Consider the following 14,520-nt stretch of genomic DNA (forward strand, 5'->3'; position numbering starts at 1 on the left):
GTCGGGACGGCGATGGAGCATCTGCGCCGGGGGCGTCCAGCTCGGCCATTCCTTCTTGGCGCTGATGCGATGCACCCCGCCCCAGCGGAAGCCGTCGCGGCCGACGCCGATGCCGTAGCGGAGAGCCTGGCCGTTGGGCAGGACCAGATATAGCCGTCGCTCGGCGGTATTCACCACGATCGTGCCCGGCGCATATTGAGTGGGGTAGTAGACGGTCTGACGGGAAATCGGGCTCGATCCGCCCCTGAAGAAATTCGATCCGCCCATGAAGTCGCGCGAATCGAGAAACTCGGCATGTGCGGTCGTGCCGCCGATCAGAAGAGCCGCCGTTGCAAAGAGCGCGGCAGATATCCGGTTCATTGTCTTCCCCAACCTAGATCGATCCGGGCGAAGACAGGCCATATTTGTCATCGTTTCGCAAGCCACGGCCGCGTGAGGAAAGAAAAATTTCGAAGATTGCTGTTACCGAATTCACACCGCCTCAAGGCCCAACCGGCCGTTAGCCAAGAAAGATCGTCCCGGCGGGAAGCGTGGCTGCCTTGCCCGCTAATCCTTTGACGAAAGCTGCGAACAATGGTTGATCGGTAGCGGATGGAAGCGAATGCCCCCAACGGGAGTGGAACGATGAACGGCGCGGAAAGTCTGGTGCGGACCCTGGTCAATGGCGGGGTCGACGTCTGCTTTACCAATCCCGGCACCTCGGAGATGCATTTTGTCGCAGCGCTCGACCGTGTCGAAGGCATGCGTTGCGTGCTCGGCCTGTTCGAAGGCGTGGTGACAGGCGCGGCCGACGGCTATTTCCGCATGAAGGGAACGCCGGCCTCGACGCTGCTGCATCTCGGCCCCGGGCTCGCCAACGGCCTTGCCAATCTCCACAACGCCAAGAAGGCGCATTCCGGCATCGTCAACATCGTCGGCCAGCATGCCAGCTACCACATCGGCTACAACGCGCCGCTGACCTCCGACATCGAAGGCCTGGCGCGGCCGATGTCGGCCTGGGTCCGCACCTCGCCGGACGCCAGGTCGGTTGCCGCCGACGGGGCAGCCGCGATCGCCGCGGCCAAGAGCTCGCCGCCGCAGATCGCGACCCTGATCCTACCCGCCGACACCGCCTGGAATGAGGCCGACGGCATTGCCGAGGTTCCGCTGGAAAACCAGCGCCCGGGCTATTCGCCGCAGGCGGTCGAGCATGCGGCGCGGGTGCTGCACGGCAACGGCGAGCGCACGCTCGTGCTCATCACCGGCAGCGCGCTCAGCGAGCATGGTCTTGCGCTGGCGCAGCGGATCGCCGGGAAAACCGGCTGCAAGGTGATGGGCCAGACCTACCATCCGCGAATGGCGCGCGGCCGCGGCCGTTTCTCGATCGACCGCATCCCCTATGTCATCGAACAGGCGCTGCCGATCCTGAAGGACTTCCGCCACATCGTGCTGGTCGAGGCCAACGACCCGGTGGCCTTCTTCGCCTATCCGAACAAGCCGAGCCTGCTCAAGCCGGAGGGCTGCGAGGTTCATCGCATGACCTCATGGGGCGAGAACTCGGTGGCGGCGCTCGAAGCGCTGGCGAACGCGCTTCATGCCACCGTGCACGACGTCAAGCCGCAGAAGGTGCAGGAACTGGTCAAGCCGACCGGTGCGCTCAATTTCGCGACCATCGCGCAGGCGATCGCCTGTGCCATTCCGGAGAACGCGATCGTCGTCGACGAATCCATCACCACCGGTCGCGGCTTCTTCCCGCCGACCGCGGCCGCCGCGCCGCACGACTGGCTGCAGAACATGGGCGGCTCGATCGGGTTTTCCACGCCCGTCGCGACCGGCGCCGCGGTGGCCTGCCCCGATCGCAAGGTGATCTGCATGGTCGGCGACGGCAGCGCGATGTACACGATCCAGTCGCTGTGGACGCAGGCCCGGGAGAGCTTGAACGTCGTCACGATCGTTTTCGCCAACCGCATCTACCAGATCCTGCGCGGCGAGTTCGACGGGGTAGGCGCCGGCGAGCCGGGCCAGCGCGCCCTGGATATGCTCAGGATCGATCGTCCGACCATCGATTTCGTGGCGCTCGCGAGAGGAATGGGCGTGCCGGGCCGGGCGGTCACGACCGCCGACGATTTCAACAAGGCGCTGGCCGAGGCCATCGCCGAACCGGGACCGCGGCTGATCGAAGTGCAGATGTGAGGCAAACCGCCGAAGCGCCCTGCGGCCGGAGGCAGCATGCATACCGAGCTGAACAAGGTCGTCACTGCTCTTCAGGAGTTCTATTCCCGGGAAGGATTTCTGTTCGAGAAGGATGTCGGCGAGCGCGCGCTCACACATCGGTTTGCCGTGCATCTCGAACGACAGTTTCCCTCCTGGTCGGTCGACTGTGATTTCGATCGGTTAGGGGAGCGGACCCTGCATCTGCCGCACGGTTCGATCATCTCGACGGACGACCACCTCGGCAAGTCGATCTATCCCGACATCGTCGTGCACAACCGCGAGATCCCGAAGAACCTGCTTGCCGTCGAGATCCGCAAAGCCTCCAACCATCAGCCGCTGGCGCACGACCAGCACAAGCTGCGCGCGCTCACCGATCCACATGTCTGGTTTGCCTATTGGATGGGCGCGCTCCTGGTCCTGGAAAGGAAGAGCGTGACGTCGGCGGAAATCTACGTCGGCGGGGCGCCGGATCGGACGTTGTCGGCGTGGTTTCACGATCGGCTGAAGCAGGCGGGCCTGACCACGCATTGATGCGGAACCGGGTGATCCCCGGCTCCGGCGTTGTCATCAGTAGTTCGCATCAGTCGTTTGTGAGCGGGCCGGATCGTGCCGGTACGTCACCAACGCCAATGGCGTGCATAGGCCTGGCGGGGATTGATGCCGCAGGTTGCCTCGGTGCCGGAGGCCGTTGCCATGCACTGGCGATAAGTCGCGAAACTGCAATTGCCGGGGTAGCCCCACTGTTTGCTTTGCAGACAGTATCGACCGGCCTCGGCCGGCTCTACGGACGCCCACGTGGCCACGATGATGGTGGCTGCCGAAAGAAGCAACGGAATGGTGCGACGCATGTCTTCTCTCCTCAAGTAAGCTTTTCCTTTCGCAATGCGCGATCGATGACAGGGGTTCCATTTGCAGCGCCGTCATGAGGCGAAGTGACGCGAGCGCAAGAAAGCCTGTGCAGCCGCGCTTTCAATTCAATAGACGATCGCGGGCCTCGAATGTGATCTCGACCACAGTTCGAGAAGGCCGTCGAGCCTATCGCGGCGTGGTAGCTTGCGCCCGCTCATCCACCGGGATTACGCTTGTCGAATTCGGATCAGGCACATTGGAGGTTCTGATGCAAAGATCATTTCTCATCGCAGCCGCCGCGGCGGTTGCGCTTGTCCTGCAGACGCCGATCGCGCTGGCCCAGACTCCGCCGAGTGCCGACACCACCACGCCGCCGGCGGCCACCACGACGCCACCTCCGGCCGCGACCACTGCTCCCGAGCCGACAAGTACCCCTGCCGCAACAGCTCCTCCTGCTGCAACCACCGCTCCCGCCGCAACGGCGCCGCCGGCCGCAACAACTGCTACGCCGCCGCCCGCAACGACTGCGCCGACGGCAACGACCACCGCGCCGAGCGGCTCTGCAGCACCGGCCAAGACCACCGAGGAGAAAAAGGCATCGAAGAAAAAGATGACGCGGAAGCAGGAAATCCAGCACTCGATCGATACCGGTACCGTGCCTTCGCGCTACCGCAGGTCCGTGCCGAAGGAATACCACAGGTACATTCCGTTCGAGAAGCGGTAGCGCCCGGACGACAGACGTCGCCGTCGCGGAAAGCTGCACGCAAGCCCGCCTCATGCAACACCCCGTCTTGGGGTGTTGCAGTTCGCGCGTGAACCAGAGCGTGATCCGGACCCGAAGGGCCGCGTCGTGAGCGCAAAGCGGGAACCGGTTTTCCGCGACACACGTAACGCGTTTGCGCGCAGATCATGCAGAACCTAAAGCGCGAGACGATTTAATCTGATCTCATCGCGCTCAGGTTCTTGACCACGTTCAGCCAAAATTTAGTGGTTTGAGATCAAGCTTGGTATTTCCACAAGCAGAGTTCCGCGTTGATGTTCAAGGTGCCGGCTATCTTCATCCTGTCGCTGGCGCTTGCCGGCTGTGCAGCCTCTCCATCCATCCAGTCTTTCAACAGCTCATCGCAGGCGCCGCGCTATGCCTGGGACGGGGCCGGCGAAGATCCCAATCAGCCGAGGCATTCAGGCGCTGCGCCGTCATCGGCGGCAAGACGCGCCTCTCCCGAACGTGCGAAGGAGCTTGCGACGCTGCCCTCCGACTCCGGAGGCAGGGTGCGCGACGAGGCCGAGCAGGAGGCTCGCCTCAGCCGCGCGCTGGTGATCTGCCGAGGCTGTCTGCGTCCGCGGGAGGGCGACGAGCGGCTGGCCGGATTGCGCGAATAGGGCATTTGGATGCGCAGCTACGCTTCACGAAGCGGCGCGCGCGCAGGCCTGATGTCGCAAGGGTGACGGTAATGGTGGGCGCACAAGGGATCGAACCTTGGACCTCTCCCGTGTGAAGGGAACGCTCTCCCGCTGAGCTATGCGCCCGGGATGCACGATCGATGCGGACGACTTCGTCCGCCGTGCATGGTCTTGGAAACCGCGATTTACGAAGTGCAAGCCGTCGGTGTCAAGTTGCCAGGCCCGTTTGGAGCGGAAAACCTTTGATCGCAACCGGGACCGGCCGGCCGCGGCGGGCTCAGGCCCCTTGCTGCCGGGCGCGGGAGGCGTGGGCCTGCAGCGCGCGGATGCGTTCGGCAAGCGTTCCGCCGCCCTCCGGGAAGCTCGGTGCCACCCCGTTGCTCGCGCTGCCGTTGGCAGGAGGTGGGGCGGTTCTTGCCGGGGTGGCGGGCTCGGACGCGAGCAGGGCTTCGATCGGCGAGTTCGGTCCCTCGAGCTGCATGGCAAGCTTCGCCACCTCGGCGGCGATGTCGTTGATGCGCTCGCGCAGCAGCGCGTTCTCCATGCGCTCGGTCGCCCACGAGCTTTCGGCCTGCTGCTGGATGGCATTGATGTCGCGTTGCAGCTTTCCGCGCTCGTCGCGTGCAATCCGCAGCTGGTCCTCCAGCGCCGCCTTTTCCTCGCGCAGCTTTTCGATCGCCGGCGACCTGCCGCCGCCCATCGCGCTGATCTCGCTACGCAGGTCCTTGATGGTGCGCTCTGCGCTGTCGTTCGCCTGGCGCAACTGGTTGTTCTCGTACTCGCGCTCGGCAAGCAGCTTGCCCTGGGTCGAGAGCCGCGCCTCGAGGTCGTTGATGCGGCCGGAAAGCATCTCCGTTTCCTTGACCTGCACGATCAGCTGCCGGTCGAGCTCGGTGACGCGCTGGCTCAAATTCTCCACCCGGCCGCGCGCTTCTGCCAGCTCGCGCGAAGCCGTCTCGGACTGGCTGCGCTCCTGCGCGAGTCGCGATTGCGTTGCGGCGAACTCCTTCTCGGCGTCGCCGACGCGGCTCTTCAATCCCTCGATCTGCGTCCGCACCGCCACCAGCTCGACCTGGCGGCTCTCCGCGGTCATCGAGCGGTCGGACAGCTCGGAATTGAGCTTGGCGAGCTCGCTCTGTTTTTCGGCCAGCGCCTGCTCGGCCGCGCGCAGCGCCTCCGTCTTGGTGTTGAACTCCTCCTCGGTGGCGCGAAGCTGCTCCTTCATTGCCTTCTCACGCGCCTCCAGCGCGAAGATCGTGGCGTTCTTTTCGCCGAGCTCGATCTTCATGCGGTTGATCGCGTCCGTCTTCTTGCCGAGTTCGGCGAGCTGGCTGGTCGTCCTGTTCTTCAGCTGCTCGACATTCATTTCGAGGCGCCGAGCCGACATGGCAAACTCCGCGCGCAGCTGGTCCTTGTCAGCCTGGATCTCGGCCATCGACAGCGGCGTGGCGGCCTCCAACCGGCGCGTGGTCAGCCGCACCGCGCGGTTGTGCACGAGTGGGACTACCGCGAGCGCGCACAGCATCGCGATCAAAAAGCCGATCGCCAGGTACATGATCGGTTCGACCATGAGCCACCACTCCCAGAGCCAAGGAAAAATTTACCAAACACAATGCCATGGCGGGGCGGCAAAAGGCCAGCCCCGCCCGCTTGTTAACGTGAATCTGTTCGTGAAGAGACCGCCTTCGCTCAGAAGGGGTTCCAGGTCGCTTGCGGCGTGTACTTCAGATAGCCGATATTGGCCCCGAGCCTGAGCCCGATGCCGGAGCGGATCGGTACCAGCACGATGTTGTTGGCGGTGAGCGCAGTCATGCCGAAGCCGCCGATGACGTAGGCCGACCCGTCGATGCCGGCGAAGCGCTGGTAGATGGCACCGGTCGCGGGCAGGTTATAGACCAGCGTCATGGTGCGGGCGCCATCGCCGCCCCAGTCAAAGCCGACCGAAGGCCCCTGCCAAAAAACCTTAAGGTCCCCGGCATTCTTGGTGTAGAGCGTGCCTTCGCCATACCGCAACCCGGCCACGAACGCGCCCGAGCCTTCCTCGCCCAGGATATAGCCGTTCGGCAGGCCCCATTGACTGACGGCGCGCTCGATGATCGAGGCCAGCCCGCGCGAGACGTTGCCGAAGAAGCGGTGTCCAGCCGTTACCAGTTCGTCCGGCCCGTAGGTGCTCGGGCTCGGGCTGCGCTGGGGCGGGGGCATGTTGGGCGGCGGCGCCTGCTGCGCCGAGGCCGGCACGATCCAGCCCATCAACGCGGCGAGCGCCACCGCGGCAAGGCGTGATGCGAAAGTCATGGAAGAAACCCCTGCTACGTCGAAAACCCAGCCGCACCCTTAACCGGACGCCAACGCGCTGGCCCTAGGTTGCGTCGAATATGCTCACGACTCGGAATGTTATCCGCAGCAACTATGACGGTACAACGGCAGGAAAAGAAAGGCTGGCGCCCCGGAATCGCCTTGATTGGTGTTCTGGCAGGCTTTTGCGCGGTCGGCCATGACTTTGCCGCCCGGGCCACGACCACCGAGCGGGTGGTAGTCAATCGCTTCAGCGGGCTCGCCATCGAGGGGTTCGACCCGGTGGCTTATTTCGTCGACGGCCAGCCCGCCCGGGGGCTGGAGCAGTTCGAGGCGGCGCAGGCCGGTGTCGTCTGGCGCTTCTGCAATGAGGGCAACCGGGCTTCCTTTCTCGCGCATCCGGAAATCTACGGGCCCCGATTCGGGGGCTACGACCCGATCGAGGTGGCCAGAGGCGTTGCCTACCCGGGCAACCCGCGATTTTGGCTGATTGCGGGCGAGAGGCTCTATCTCTTTGGCCGCGAGGCCAATCGGGATGCCTTTGCCGCCGATCCCGAGCGCCTGCGGCGCGCAGCCGACGCGCATTGGCCTGAGGTCGAGCAAAAGCTGGCTCAATAGCCGGCGAGTGCCGCAGGGTCGCCCCAGGCGATGAATTCCGGGACGATGAATCCCTCCTGCCTTTCGCCAAAGCGCACCTCGGCCCCCTTGGCGTCGGTGATCCTGCCGCCCGCCGCGGTAACGACCGCACAGCCGGCTGCGACATCCCACTCCGAGGTTGGCGCAAGCCGGGGATAGACATCGACCTGCCCCTCCGCGACCCTCCCGAATTTGACCGCCGAGCCGAGCGCCTGCCGGATCGCGCCAGGCCGGCCCGCGATGAACGCCTCGGTGCGAGCATCGCCGTGCGACCGGCTGACGGCGGCGACCCAGGGCTCGCCCCGGCTGGGCATGGGCCTGGCATGGATCGGCTCGGCCTCGCCCATGGAGGCGCCGTCAATCCGCAGCCGTTCGGCGCCGCGCCCCACGATGCCGCGCCACACCACGCCCAAGGCCGGGGCGCCGACGATCCCGAGCAAGGGCAGGCCGTCGGTGACCAGCGCGATATTCACGGTGAATTCGTCCCTGCCGGCCACGAATTCCTTGGTGCCGTCGAGGGGATCGATCAGGACGAAGCTGCCGCGAAAGGGCCCTCTCATCAGGTGTGCCCGTTCCTCCGAGACCGCGGGCAGATCGGGAAGGAGTCGAGCAAGCCCTTCGCCGATGATGCGGTCGGCGGCGAGATCGGCCTCCGTTACCGGCGATCCGTCGGGCTTGCCCTCGATCCTCATCGCGGAGCGATCGACGGAAAGAATGGCAAGGCCGGCTTCCACCGCCAAAGCCGTGAGCGGCTCGATCAGGCGTGCTGCTTCATCAGCATCGATCAGGGCACCGGAACCGCGTGCTTCATTCATCTCCAGGCCTCATCATGTCCTCGATTTTTCCGCGCGGGTCTCCGGCGCCAAAGCCCGAGGTCAACTCAAGTCGCCGGGGTCTTATCTTCTGTCACGGCGATCTTGTAGCATCCCGATCGGCGCTAGCTGTAGCGGGATGCGAAATGTTAGAAATCGGATCACCCCTCTGGCAGGTGTGATTCGCCGTCGCCGCCGCGCAAATCCAGGAAAATCCTATGTCTGGCACTTCGTCACCCGGTCCCGATCCCGATAGGCTCGAACTCGCGGCGCTCTTGTGCTCGCGAGTCTGCCACGATCTCATCAGTCCTGTGGGCGCCATCGTCAACGGTCTCGAGGTTCTGGACGACAATCCGAAGCCGGAAGATCGCGAGTTCGCACTCGATCTGATCCGCAAGAGCGCCAGGACTGCTTCCGCGCGGTTGCAGTTCTGTCGGCTGGCGTTCGGCGCGGCCGGATCATCGGGCGCGCAGATCGATCTCGGTGACGCGCAAACCATGGCGCGCGGACACATTGAAGACGGCAAGTGCACCATCACGTGGAACTTGCCGCGCGTGCTGTTGCCGAAGAACAGGGTCAAGCTGCTGCTCAACATGCTCGTGATCGCGCAGCAGACCATTCCACGCGGCGGCACGCTGACCGTGGATCCGGTCGGCGAGGGCGAGACGATGAGCTTCCGCGTCACCGCATCCGGACTGAACGCGCGCCTGCCGCAGAACATCGCGGAGCTGCTCAGCGGCAGCCGCGGTCCGGCGACGGATGCGCATGCCGTGCAGCCGTATTACACGCGTCTGCTCGCAGAATCGTGCGGACTTAACGTGGCATTGGCGCCGGAAGGCGAGGCCGTGGTCGTTACCGCTTCGTGAATGCGGAGCTGCCTCGTTACCGCTTTGCTAACGCGTCTCGACAGAGGTTATGGTTAACCGACCCTTTATGAGACGCCTTTGATTGCAGCGGACGCGTTATCTCATTGTTGAGCGCGTCCTTTTGCACTTATGCAACTAATATTAAACGGTTTCCGGTGAAGCTGGCCTCATTCCAAGAGGTGCGCCGGCGCGCGCTCGTGTATACGAAGGCCAGTTTTCATGGATGACCTGTTGAGGGAGTTTCTGACGGAAACGAGCGAGAGCTTGGACACCGTCGACAACCAGCTGGTGAAGTTCGAGCAGGAGCCGAACAACGCCAAGATCCTGGACAACATCTTCCGCCTCGTTCACACGATCAAGGGTACCTGCGGCTTCCTCGGACTGCCGCGGCTGGAGGCTCTCGCGCACGCGGGCGAGACGTTGATGGGCAAGTTCCGCGACGGCATGCCGGTGACGGCGGACGCAGTGACGCTGATCCTTTCCTCGATCGATCGCATCAAGGAGATCCTTGCGGGACTGGAGGCAACCGAAGCAGAACCTGAAGGCAGTGACCGCGACCTGATCGACAAGCTCGAAGCGATGGTCGTGCAGGGCATGGCGGCGATGTCCGGCTCGGCGCAGCCGATGCCGCCCGGCTCGGCGCAGCCGATGCCATCGGGCACGCCTGCCGATGAGCCGGTGGCCTCCGCCGTGGCGCCGCCGCTTGCGCCCGATCCGACAAACTCGGAAGACGATGCCGAGCCACCTCTGCCCCAGCTCACCGAGGGTAACCTGGTGGCGCAGACGCTCGAGCGGCCTCTGCGCCCGGGCGAAGTCTCGCTGGATGAACTGGAGCGTGCCTTCCGCGACACCAAGGCCGAAGTGCCGATGCCGAAGGCGCAGCCCGCTGCTTTCGCACCGCAGCCCGCGGCGGCCAAGGACAGCAAGGAGGCAAAGCCCTCGGCGAAGAAGTCGACGTCGGAGGAGACCACCAGCGAGGCTGACCGCGTCGCCAACCAGTCGATCCGCGTCAATGTGGATACGCTTGAACATCTGATGACCATGGTTTCGGAGCTGGTCCTGACGCGCAACCAGCTCCTCGAGATCAGTCGCCGCAACGAGGACACCGAATTCAAGGTGCCGTTGCAGCGTCTCTCCAACGTCACGGCCGAACTGCAGGAAGGCGTCATGAAGACGCGCATGCAGCCGATCGGCAATGCCTGGCAGAAGCTGCCGCGCATCGTGCGCGACCTGTCGGGCGAACTCGGCAAGCAGATCGAGCTGGAGATGCACGGTGCAGACACCGAGCTCGACCGTCAGGTGCTCGACCTGATCAAGGATCCGCTCACGCACATGGTGCGCAACTCCGCCGACCACGGCCTCGAGACGCCCGCCGAGCGGCTCGCGGCCGGCAAGCCGGAGCAGGGCACGATCCGGCTGTCCGCCTATCACGAGGGCGGTCACATCATCATCTGCATCGCCGACAACGGACGCGGGCTCAATACCGACAAGATCAGGGCCAAGGCGCTCGCAAACGGCCTCGTCAGCGAGGCCGAGCTCGACAAGATGAGCGAAGCCCAGGTCCACAAGTTCATCTTTGCTCCGGGTTTCTCCACCGCAACCCAGGTCACCGCCGTCTCCGGCCGCGGTGTCGGCATGGACGTGGTGCGCACGAATATCGACCAGATCGGCGGCATCATCGACGTCAAGTCGGTGGCCGGCGAAGGCTGCTCGGTCACCATCAAGATCCCGCTGACGCTGGCGATCGTGTCGGCGCTGATCGTTGAAGCCGCCGGCGACCGCTTCGCCATCCCGCAATTGTCCGTGGTCGAACTGGTGCGCGCGCGCGCCAACTCCGAGCATCGCATCGAGCGGATCAAGGACACCGCGGTCCTGCGCCTGCGCAACAAGCTGCTGCCCCTGATGCACCTGAAGAAGCTGCTCAAGATCGACGACGGCTCCTCATCCGATCCCGAGAACGGCTTTATCGTCGTTACCCAGGTCGGCAGCCAGACCTTCGGCATCGTGGTCGACGGCGTGTTCCACACCGAGGAAATCGTGGTCAAGCCGATGTCGACCAAGCTGCGTCATATCGACATGTTCTCCGGCAACACCATCCTTGGCGACGGCGCGGTCATCATGATCATCGATCCCAACGGCATCGCCAAGGCGCTCGGCGCCGCCGGCTCGGGCTCCCACGAGATCTCCGACGAGAACGCCGCCCACCATGCCTCTTCCGGCGAACAGGCCACCTCGCTCCTGGTGTTCCGCGCCGGTTCGACCCAGCCCAAGGCGGTGCCGCTCGGGCTCGTCACGCGCCTGGAGGAGCTCCCGGCCGACAAGATCGAGTTCTCCAACGGCCGCTACATGGTGCAGTACCGCGAGCAGTTGATGCCGCTGGTCGCCATGGAAGGCGTAACCATCGCCAGCCAGGGCACGCAGCCGATTCTGGTGTTCGCGGACGACGGCCGCTCGATGGGTCTGGTGGTCGACGAGATCATCGACATCGTCGAGGAACGGCTCAACATCGAGGTTGCAGGCTCGGGGGCGGGCATTCTCGGCTCGGCCGTGATCAAGGGGCAGGCGACGGAGGTGATCGACGTCGGCTACTTCCTGCCGATGGCCTTCGCTGATTGGTTCAGCCGCAAGGAGATGCGCCCCTCGGCGTCCTCGCAATCGGTGCTTCTGGTCGACGACAGCGCCTTCTTCCGCAACATGCTGGCGCCGGTGCTGAAAGCGGCCGGCTACCGGGTACGTACCGCGTCCACCGCGCAGGAGGGGCTCACCGCGCTGCGGTCCGGCCAGACCTTCGACGTGGTCCTGACCGACATCGAAATGCCCGACATGAACGGCTTCGAGTTCGCCGAGTCGATCCGGGCCGATCACAACCTGAACGCCGTGCCGATCATCGGTCTCTCCGCGCTGGTCTCGCCAGCGGCCATCGAGCGCGGACGGCAGGCCGGATTCCACGACTACGTTGCCAAGTTCGATCGCCCCGGTCTGATCGCGGCGCTGAAGGAGCAGACCACAGCCGGCGCCGGAAATGGCGGGAACTGCGAGATGAGCCGGGCGGCGTGAGGAGGCTTGATTGATGAGCACCAAGACCCAGAGTGCCGAGGGCGCCATGGCCGAATACGTTACCGCCATGATCGGCGGACAATTGTTCGGCCTGCCCATCTCCCGCGTTCAGGACGTGTTCATGCCGGAGCGGGTGACGCGGGTGCCGCTGGCGTCACGTGAAATCTCCGGCGTGTTGAACCTTCGCGGCCGCATCGTCACCGTCGTCGACATGCGCGCCCGCCTCGGCCTGCCCAAGCCGGAAGACGGCAAGCCGCCGATGGCGGTGGGTGTCGATCTGCGCGGAGAGTCCTATGGTCTCTTGATCGACCAGATCGGCGAGGTGCTGCGCCTGCCCGAGGAAGGCAAGGAGGAAAACCCCGTCAATCTCGATCCTCGCATGGCCAAGCTCGCCGGCGGCGTGCACAGGCTCGACGGCCAGCTGATGGTCGTCCTCGATGTCGATCGCGTGCTCGAGCTCTCGCCGGAGATGATGGCGGCGTAGGCCGGGTGCCCGCGCCGTGTGAGTTGCAATTGGAAGTGTCCCGCTCGGGAAAAGGAAATAGAGGCCAATATGAGAACGTGTCTCGTCGTTGATGACTCCAGCGTCATCCGCAAGGTTGCGCGCCGCATCCTTGAAGGCCTGGATTTCCAGATCATGGAGGCGGAAGACGGAGAAAAGGCGCTGGAGATCTGCAGACGCGGATTGCCGGACGCGGTGCTGCTCGACTGGAACATGCCGATCATGGACGGCTACGAATTTCTCGGCAATCTGCGCCGCATGCCGGGCGGTGACCAGCCCAAGGTCGTGTTCTGCACGACCGAGAACGATGTCGCGCATATCGCCCGCGCGCTGCACGCAGGCGCCAACGAGTACATCATGAAGCCGTTCGACAAGGAAATCGTGACTGCGAAATTCCAGGAAGTCGGCCTGATCTGAACGGTTTCGTCCGGAGGACCGAAACCCCGGACGCGTCAAGAATGTGCCGCCTGAAGCGGCAGCTGGTGAGTAATGGGTGTTGCGTTTGCAAGTAATCCGTCTCCTCCCGTGACCAGGGAGGGGCCGCTGCGCGTCATGGTGGTCGACGATTCCGTCGTCATCAGGGGGCTGATTTCGCGCTGGATCAGCGCCGAGTCCGATATGGTGGTCGCAGCGTCGCTGCGCACCGGACTCGAGGCGGTCAACCAGCTTGAGCGCGTCGATCCCGACGTCGCCGTGCTCGACATCGAAATGCCCGAGCTCGACGGCATTTCTGCGCTTCCGCAAATGCTGGCCAAGAAGCGCGATCTCGTCGTCATCATGGCCTCCACGCTGACCCGTCGCAACGCGGAGATCAGCTTCAAGGCGCTCTCGCTCGGCGCCGCAGACTACATTCCCAAGCCGGAGAGCACGCGCGAGGCGGGCGCCGCCGACCTCTTTCGGCACGATTTGATCGAAAAGATCCGGCAGCTCGGCGGCAGGCTGCGTCGCAAGCCCGCCGTGACGCCGAGCCCGCTGCTCGCGCCGTCCTCCCCCGCCGCGCCCGATCGCGCGCGCGAGCCCGCAGCCCGCGCGGCGCCCGTCGCACCCGCCCAGCCGTTGGCGCGCCGCTCGTTCTCGACGCAGGCGCCGCGTGTGCTTCTGATCGGCTCGTCGACCGGCGGCCCGCAGGCGCTGATGTCGGTGGTGGCCGACCTCGGTCCCGTCATCGACCGCTTTCCGGTGCTGATCACCCAGCACATGCCACCAACGTTCACCACCATTCTCGCCGAGCATCTGGCGCGCTCGAGCCACCGGCCGGCGCGCGAGGCCGTGGACGGCGAGACGATCAAACCGGGCCAGATCTATCTTGCCCCGGGCGGCAAGCACATGCGCGTGGCACGTCAGGGCGCTGATGCAATGATCGCGCTGGACGATGGGCCGCCGGTCAATTTCTGCAAGCCCGCCGTCGATCCGCTGTTCATGTCGGCGATCGACGTCTGGCGCGGCAGCATCCTTGCCGTGATCCTGACCGGCATGGGCTCGGACGGAATGCGCGGGGGCAAGGAAATCGTGGCCGCCGGCGGAAGCGTGATCGCGCAGGACGAAGCCACGAGCGTGGTGTGGGGAATGCCGGGCGCTGCGGCGAACGCGGGCATCTGCGCCGCCGTCCTGCCGCTCAGCCAGATTGCGCCGAAGCTCAACCGGCTGTTTTCGGGAGACCGTTCGTGACGTCTTTGGACTATGAGTACCTGCGTAAGTTCCTGAAAGAACGTTCCGGTCTCGATCTCTCCGCCGACAAACAATATCTGGTCGAAAGCCGTCTGACGCCGCTTGCCCGGAAAGCCGGTCTTGACGGCATTTCGGAGCTCGTCGAGCGGATCAGGAGCAACGGCCAGCTTGCGACCGAGGTGGTCGAGGCCATGACCACCAACGAGACCTTCTTCTTTCGCGACAAGACCCCGTTCGA

General features: G+C 64.7%; 15 protein-coding genes, 1 tRNA gene and 1 pseudogene. 11 read left to right on the top strand and 6 right to left on the bottom strand.

Features of this window, described 5'->3' with window-relative positions; translation table 11 throughout:
• On the bottom strand, nucleotides 1-360 hold a 360-nt coding region (locus HY852_RS09655), incomplete at its 3' end, for a L,D-transpeptidase (protein ID WP_291604355.1).
• 264 nt (nucleotides 361-624) lie between these two features.
• Here HY852_RS09655 and HY852_RS09660 point away from each other — a divergent pair.
• Nucleotides 625-2,172, top strand: a complete 1,548-nt coding sequence (locus tag HY852_RS09660; protein WP_291604356.1) for an acetolactate synthase large subunit — start codon at nucleotides 625-627, stop codon at nucleotides 2,170-2,172.
• A 36-nt stretch (nucleotides 2,173-2,208) separates the two neighbouring features.
• Nucleotides 2,209-2,724 (top strand): hypothetical protein, encoded by a 516-nt coding sequence (locus tag HY852_RS09665; protein WP_291604357.1) that lies wholly within the window; start codon nucleotides 2,209-2,211, stop codon nucleotides 2,722-2,724.
• 86 nt (nucleotides 2,725-2,810) lie between these two features.
• On the opposite strand, the gene HY852_RS09670 is transcribed toward HY852_RS09665, so the two are convergent.
• Nucleotides 2,811-3,041, bottom strand: coding sequence for a DUF3551 domain-containing protein (locus tag HY852_RS09670; protein ID WP_291604358.1), 231 nt, complete (start codon nucleotides 3,039-3,041; stop codon nucleotides 2,811-2,813).
• 269 nt (nucleotides 3,042-3,310) lie between these two features.
• Between HY852_RS09670 and HY852_RS09675 the strand changes: the two genes are divergently transcribed.
• Nucleotides 3,311-3,766: a hypothetical protein gene (locus tag HY852_RS09675; protein WP_291604359.1), complete on the top strand. Its 456-nt coding sequence runs from the start codon at nucleotides 3,311-3,313 to the stop codon at nucleotides 3,764-3,766.
• 311 nt (nucleotides 3,767-4,077) lie between these two features.
• On the top strand, nucleotides 4,078-4,425 hold the full coding sequence (locus HY852_RS09680) for a hypothetical protein (RefSeq protein ID WP_291604361.1): 348 nt from the start codon (nucleotides 4,078-4,080) through the stop codon (nucleotides 4,423-4,425).
• Between the two features lie 72 nt (nucleotides 4,426-4,497).
• On the opposite strand, the gene HY852_RS09685 is transcribed toward HY852_RS09680, so the two are convergent.
• From HY852_RS09685 to HY852_RS09695, 3 genes are all read right to left on the bottom strand, one after another.
• A tRNA-Val gene (locus HY852_RS09685) sits at nucleotides 4,498-4,572 on the bottom strand.
• 151 nt (nucleotides 4,573-4,723) lie between these two features.
• Entirely contained in the window at nucleotides 4,724-6,016 is a 1,293-nt protein-coding gene (locus tag HY852_RS09690; RefSeq protein WP_291604363.1) for a hypothetical protein, read from the bottom strand.
• A gap of 119 nt (nucleotides 6,017-6,135) precedes the next feature.
• On the bottom strand, nucleotides 6,136-6,741 hold the full coding sequence (locus HY852_RS09695) for a DUF1134 domain-containing protein (RefSeq protein WP_291604364.1): 606 nt from the start codon (nucleotides 6,739-6,741) through the stop codon (nucleotides 6,136-6,138).
• A gap of 114 nt (nucleotides 6,742-6,855) precedes the next feature.
• Between HY852_RS09695 and HY852_RS09700 the strand changes: the two genes are divergently transcribed.
• Nucleotides 6,856-7,359 carry a YHS domain-containing (seleno)protein gene (locus HY852_RS09700; RefSeq protein ID WP_291604365.1) on the top strand — a complete coding sequence of 168 codons (504 nt, stop codon included), beginning with the start codon at nucleotides 6,856-6,858 and terminating at the stop codon, nucleotides 7,357-7,359.
• On the opposite strand, the gene HY852_RS09705 is transcribed toward HY852_RS09700, so the two are convergent.
• Nucleotides 7,353-8,192 (bottom strand): 3'(2'),5'-bisphosphate nucleotidase CysQ, encoded by an 840-nt coding sequence (locus HY852_RS09705; protein WP_291604366.1) that lies wholly within the window; start codon nucleotides 8,190-8,192, stop codon nucleotides 7,353-7,355. The genes HY852_RS09700 and HY852_RS09705 overlap by 7 nt on opposite strands.
• 215 nt (nucleotides 8,193-8,407) lie before the next feature.
• Here HY852_RS09705 and chpT point away from each other — a divergent pair, with 215 nt between their 5' ends.
• The 6 genes and pseudogenes from chpT to HY852_RS09735 all read left to right on the top strand — a co-directional run.
• The gene (gene chpT, locus HY852_RS09710) at nucleotides 8,408-9,055 is read left to right on the top strand and encodes a histidine phosphotransferase ChpT (RefSeq protein ID WP_291604367.1); all 648 of its coding nucleotides are present in this window, start codon (nucleotides 8,408-8,410) and stop codon (nucleotides 9,053-9,055) included.
• Nucleotides 9,056-9,274: 219 nt separating this feature from the next.
• On the top strand, nucleotides 9,275-12,112 hold the full coding sequence (locus tag HY852_RS09715; RefSeq protein ID WP_291604368.1) for a hybrid sensor histidine kinase/response regulator: 2,838 nt from the start codon (nucleotides 9,275-9,277) through the stop codon (nucleotides 12,110-12,112).
• A gap of 13 nt (nucleotides 12,113-12,125) precedes the next feature.
• Entirely contained in the window at nucleotides 12,126-12,596 is a 471-nt protein-coding gene (locus tag HY852_RS09720; protein ID WP_291604369.1) for a chemotaxis protein CheW, read from the top strand.
• Between the two features lie 69 nt (nucleotides 12,597-12,665).
• A complete protein-coding gene (locus tag HY852_RS09725) occupies nucleotides 12,666-13,031 on the top strand; it encodes a response regulator (RefSeq protein ID WP_291604370.1) in 366 nt (121 codons plus the stop codon).
• A 72-nt stretch (nucleotides 13,032-13,103) separates the two neighbouring features.
• On the top strand, nucleotides 13,104-14,282 hold the full coding sequence (locus tag HY852_RS09730; RefSeq protein WP_291604371.1) for a chemotaxis response regulator protein-glutamate methylesterase: 1,179 nt from the start codon (nucleotides 13,104-13,106) through the stop codon (nucleotides 14,280-14,282).
• Nucleotides 14,279-14,520, top strand: a pseudogene (locus HY852_RS09735) (chemotaxis protein CheR); the annotation flags it as partial. The gene HY852_RS09730 and the pseudogene HY852_RS09735, both read left to right, overlap by 4 nt.

The sequence above is a fragment of the Bradyrhizobium sp. genome (assembly GCF_016213215.1).
Classification (GTDB): Bacteria; Pseudomonadota; Alphaproteobacteria; order Rhizobiales; family Xanthobacteraceae; genus Bradyrhizobium.

Excerpts from the sequence above, each read along its gene's own strand:
- HY852_RS09715 (WP_291604368.1), top strand. The coding sequence starts at position 9,275 with ATGGATGACCTGTTGAGGGAGTTTCTGACGGAAACGAGCGAGAGCTTG.
- HY852_RS09660 (WP_291604356.1), top strand. The coding sequence starts at position 625 with ATGAACGGCGCGGAAAGTCTGGTGCGGACCCTGGTCAATGGCGGGGTC.
- chpT (WP_291604367.1), top strand. The coding sequence starts at position 8,408 with ATGTCTGGCACTTCGTCACCCGGTCCCGATCCCGATAGGCTCGAACTC.
- HY852_RS09680 (WP_291604361.1), top strand. The coding sequence starts at position 4,078 with ATGTTCAAGGTGCCGGCTATCTTCATCCTGTCGCTGGCGCTTGCCGGC.
- HY852_RS09670 (WP_291604358.1), bottom strand. The coding sequence starts at position 3,041 with ATGCGTCGCACCATTCCGTTGCTTCTTTCGGCAGCCACCATCATCGTG.
- HY852_RS09730 (WP_291604371.1), top strand. The coding sequence starts at position 13,104 with ATGGGTGTTGCGTTTGCAAGTAATCCGTCTCCTCCCGTGACCAGGGAG.
- HY852_RS09720 (WP_291604369.1), top strand. The coding sequence starts at position 12,126 with ATGAGCACCAAGACCCAGAGTGCCGAGGGCGCCATGGCCGAATACGTT.
- HY852_RS09675 (WP_291604359.1), top strand. The coding sequence starts at position 3,311 with ATGCAAAGATCATTTCTCATCGCAGCCGCCGCGGCGGTTGCGCTTGTC.
- HY852_RS09695 (WP_291604364.1), bottom strand. The coding sequence starts at position 6,741 with ATGACTTTCGCATCACGCCTTGCCGCGGTGGCGCTCGCCGCGTTGATG.
- HY852_RS09665 (WP_291604357.1), top strand. The coding sequence starts at position 2,209 with ATGCATACCGAGCTGAACAAGGTCGTCACTGCTCTTCAGGAGTTCTAT.
- HY852_RS09690 (WP_291604363.1), bottom strand. The coding sequence starts at position 6,016 with ATGGTCGAACCGATCATGTACCTGGCGATCGGCTTTTTGATCGCGATG.
- HY852_RS09705 (WP_291604366.1), bottom strand. The coding sequence starts at position 8,192 with ATGAATGAAGCACGCGGTTCCGGTGCCCTGATCGATGCTGATGAAGCA.
- HY852_RS09725 (WP_291604370.1), top strand. The coding sequence starts at position 12,666 with ATGAGAACGTGTCTCGTCGTTGATGACTCCAGCGTCATCCGCAAGGTT.
- HY852_RS09700 (WP_291604365.1), top strand. The coding sequence starts at position 6,856 with ATGACGGTACAACGGCAGGAAAAGAAAGGCTGGCGCCCCGGAATCGCC.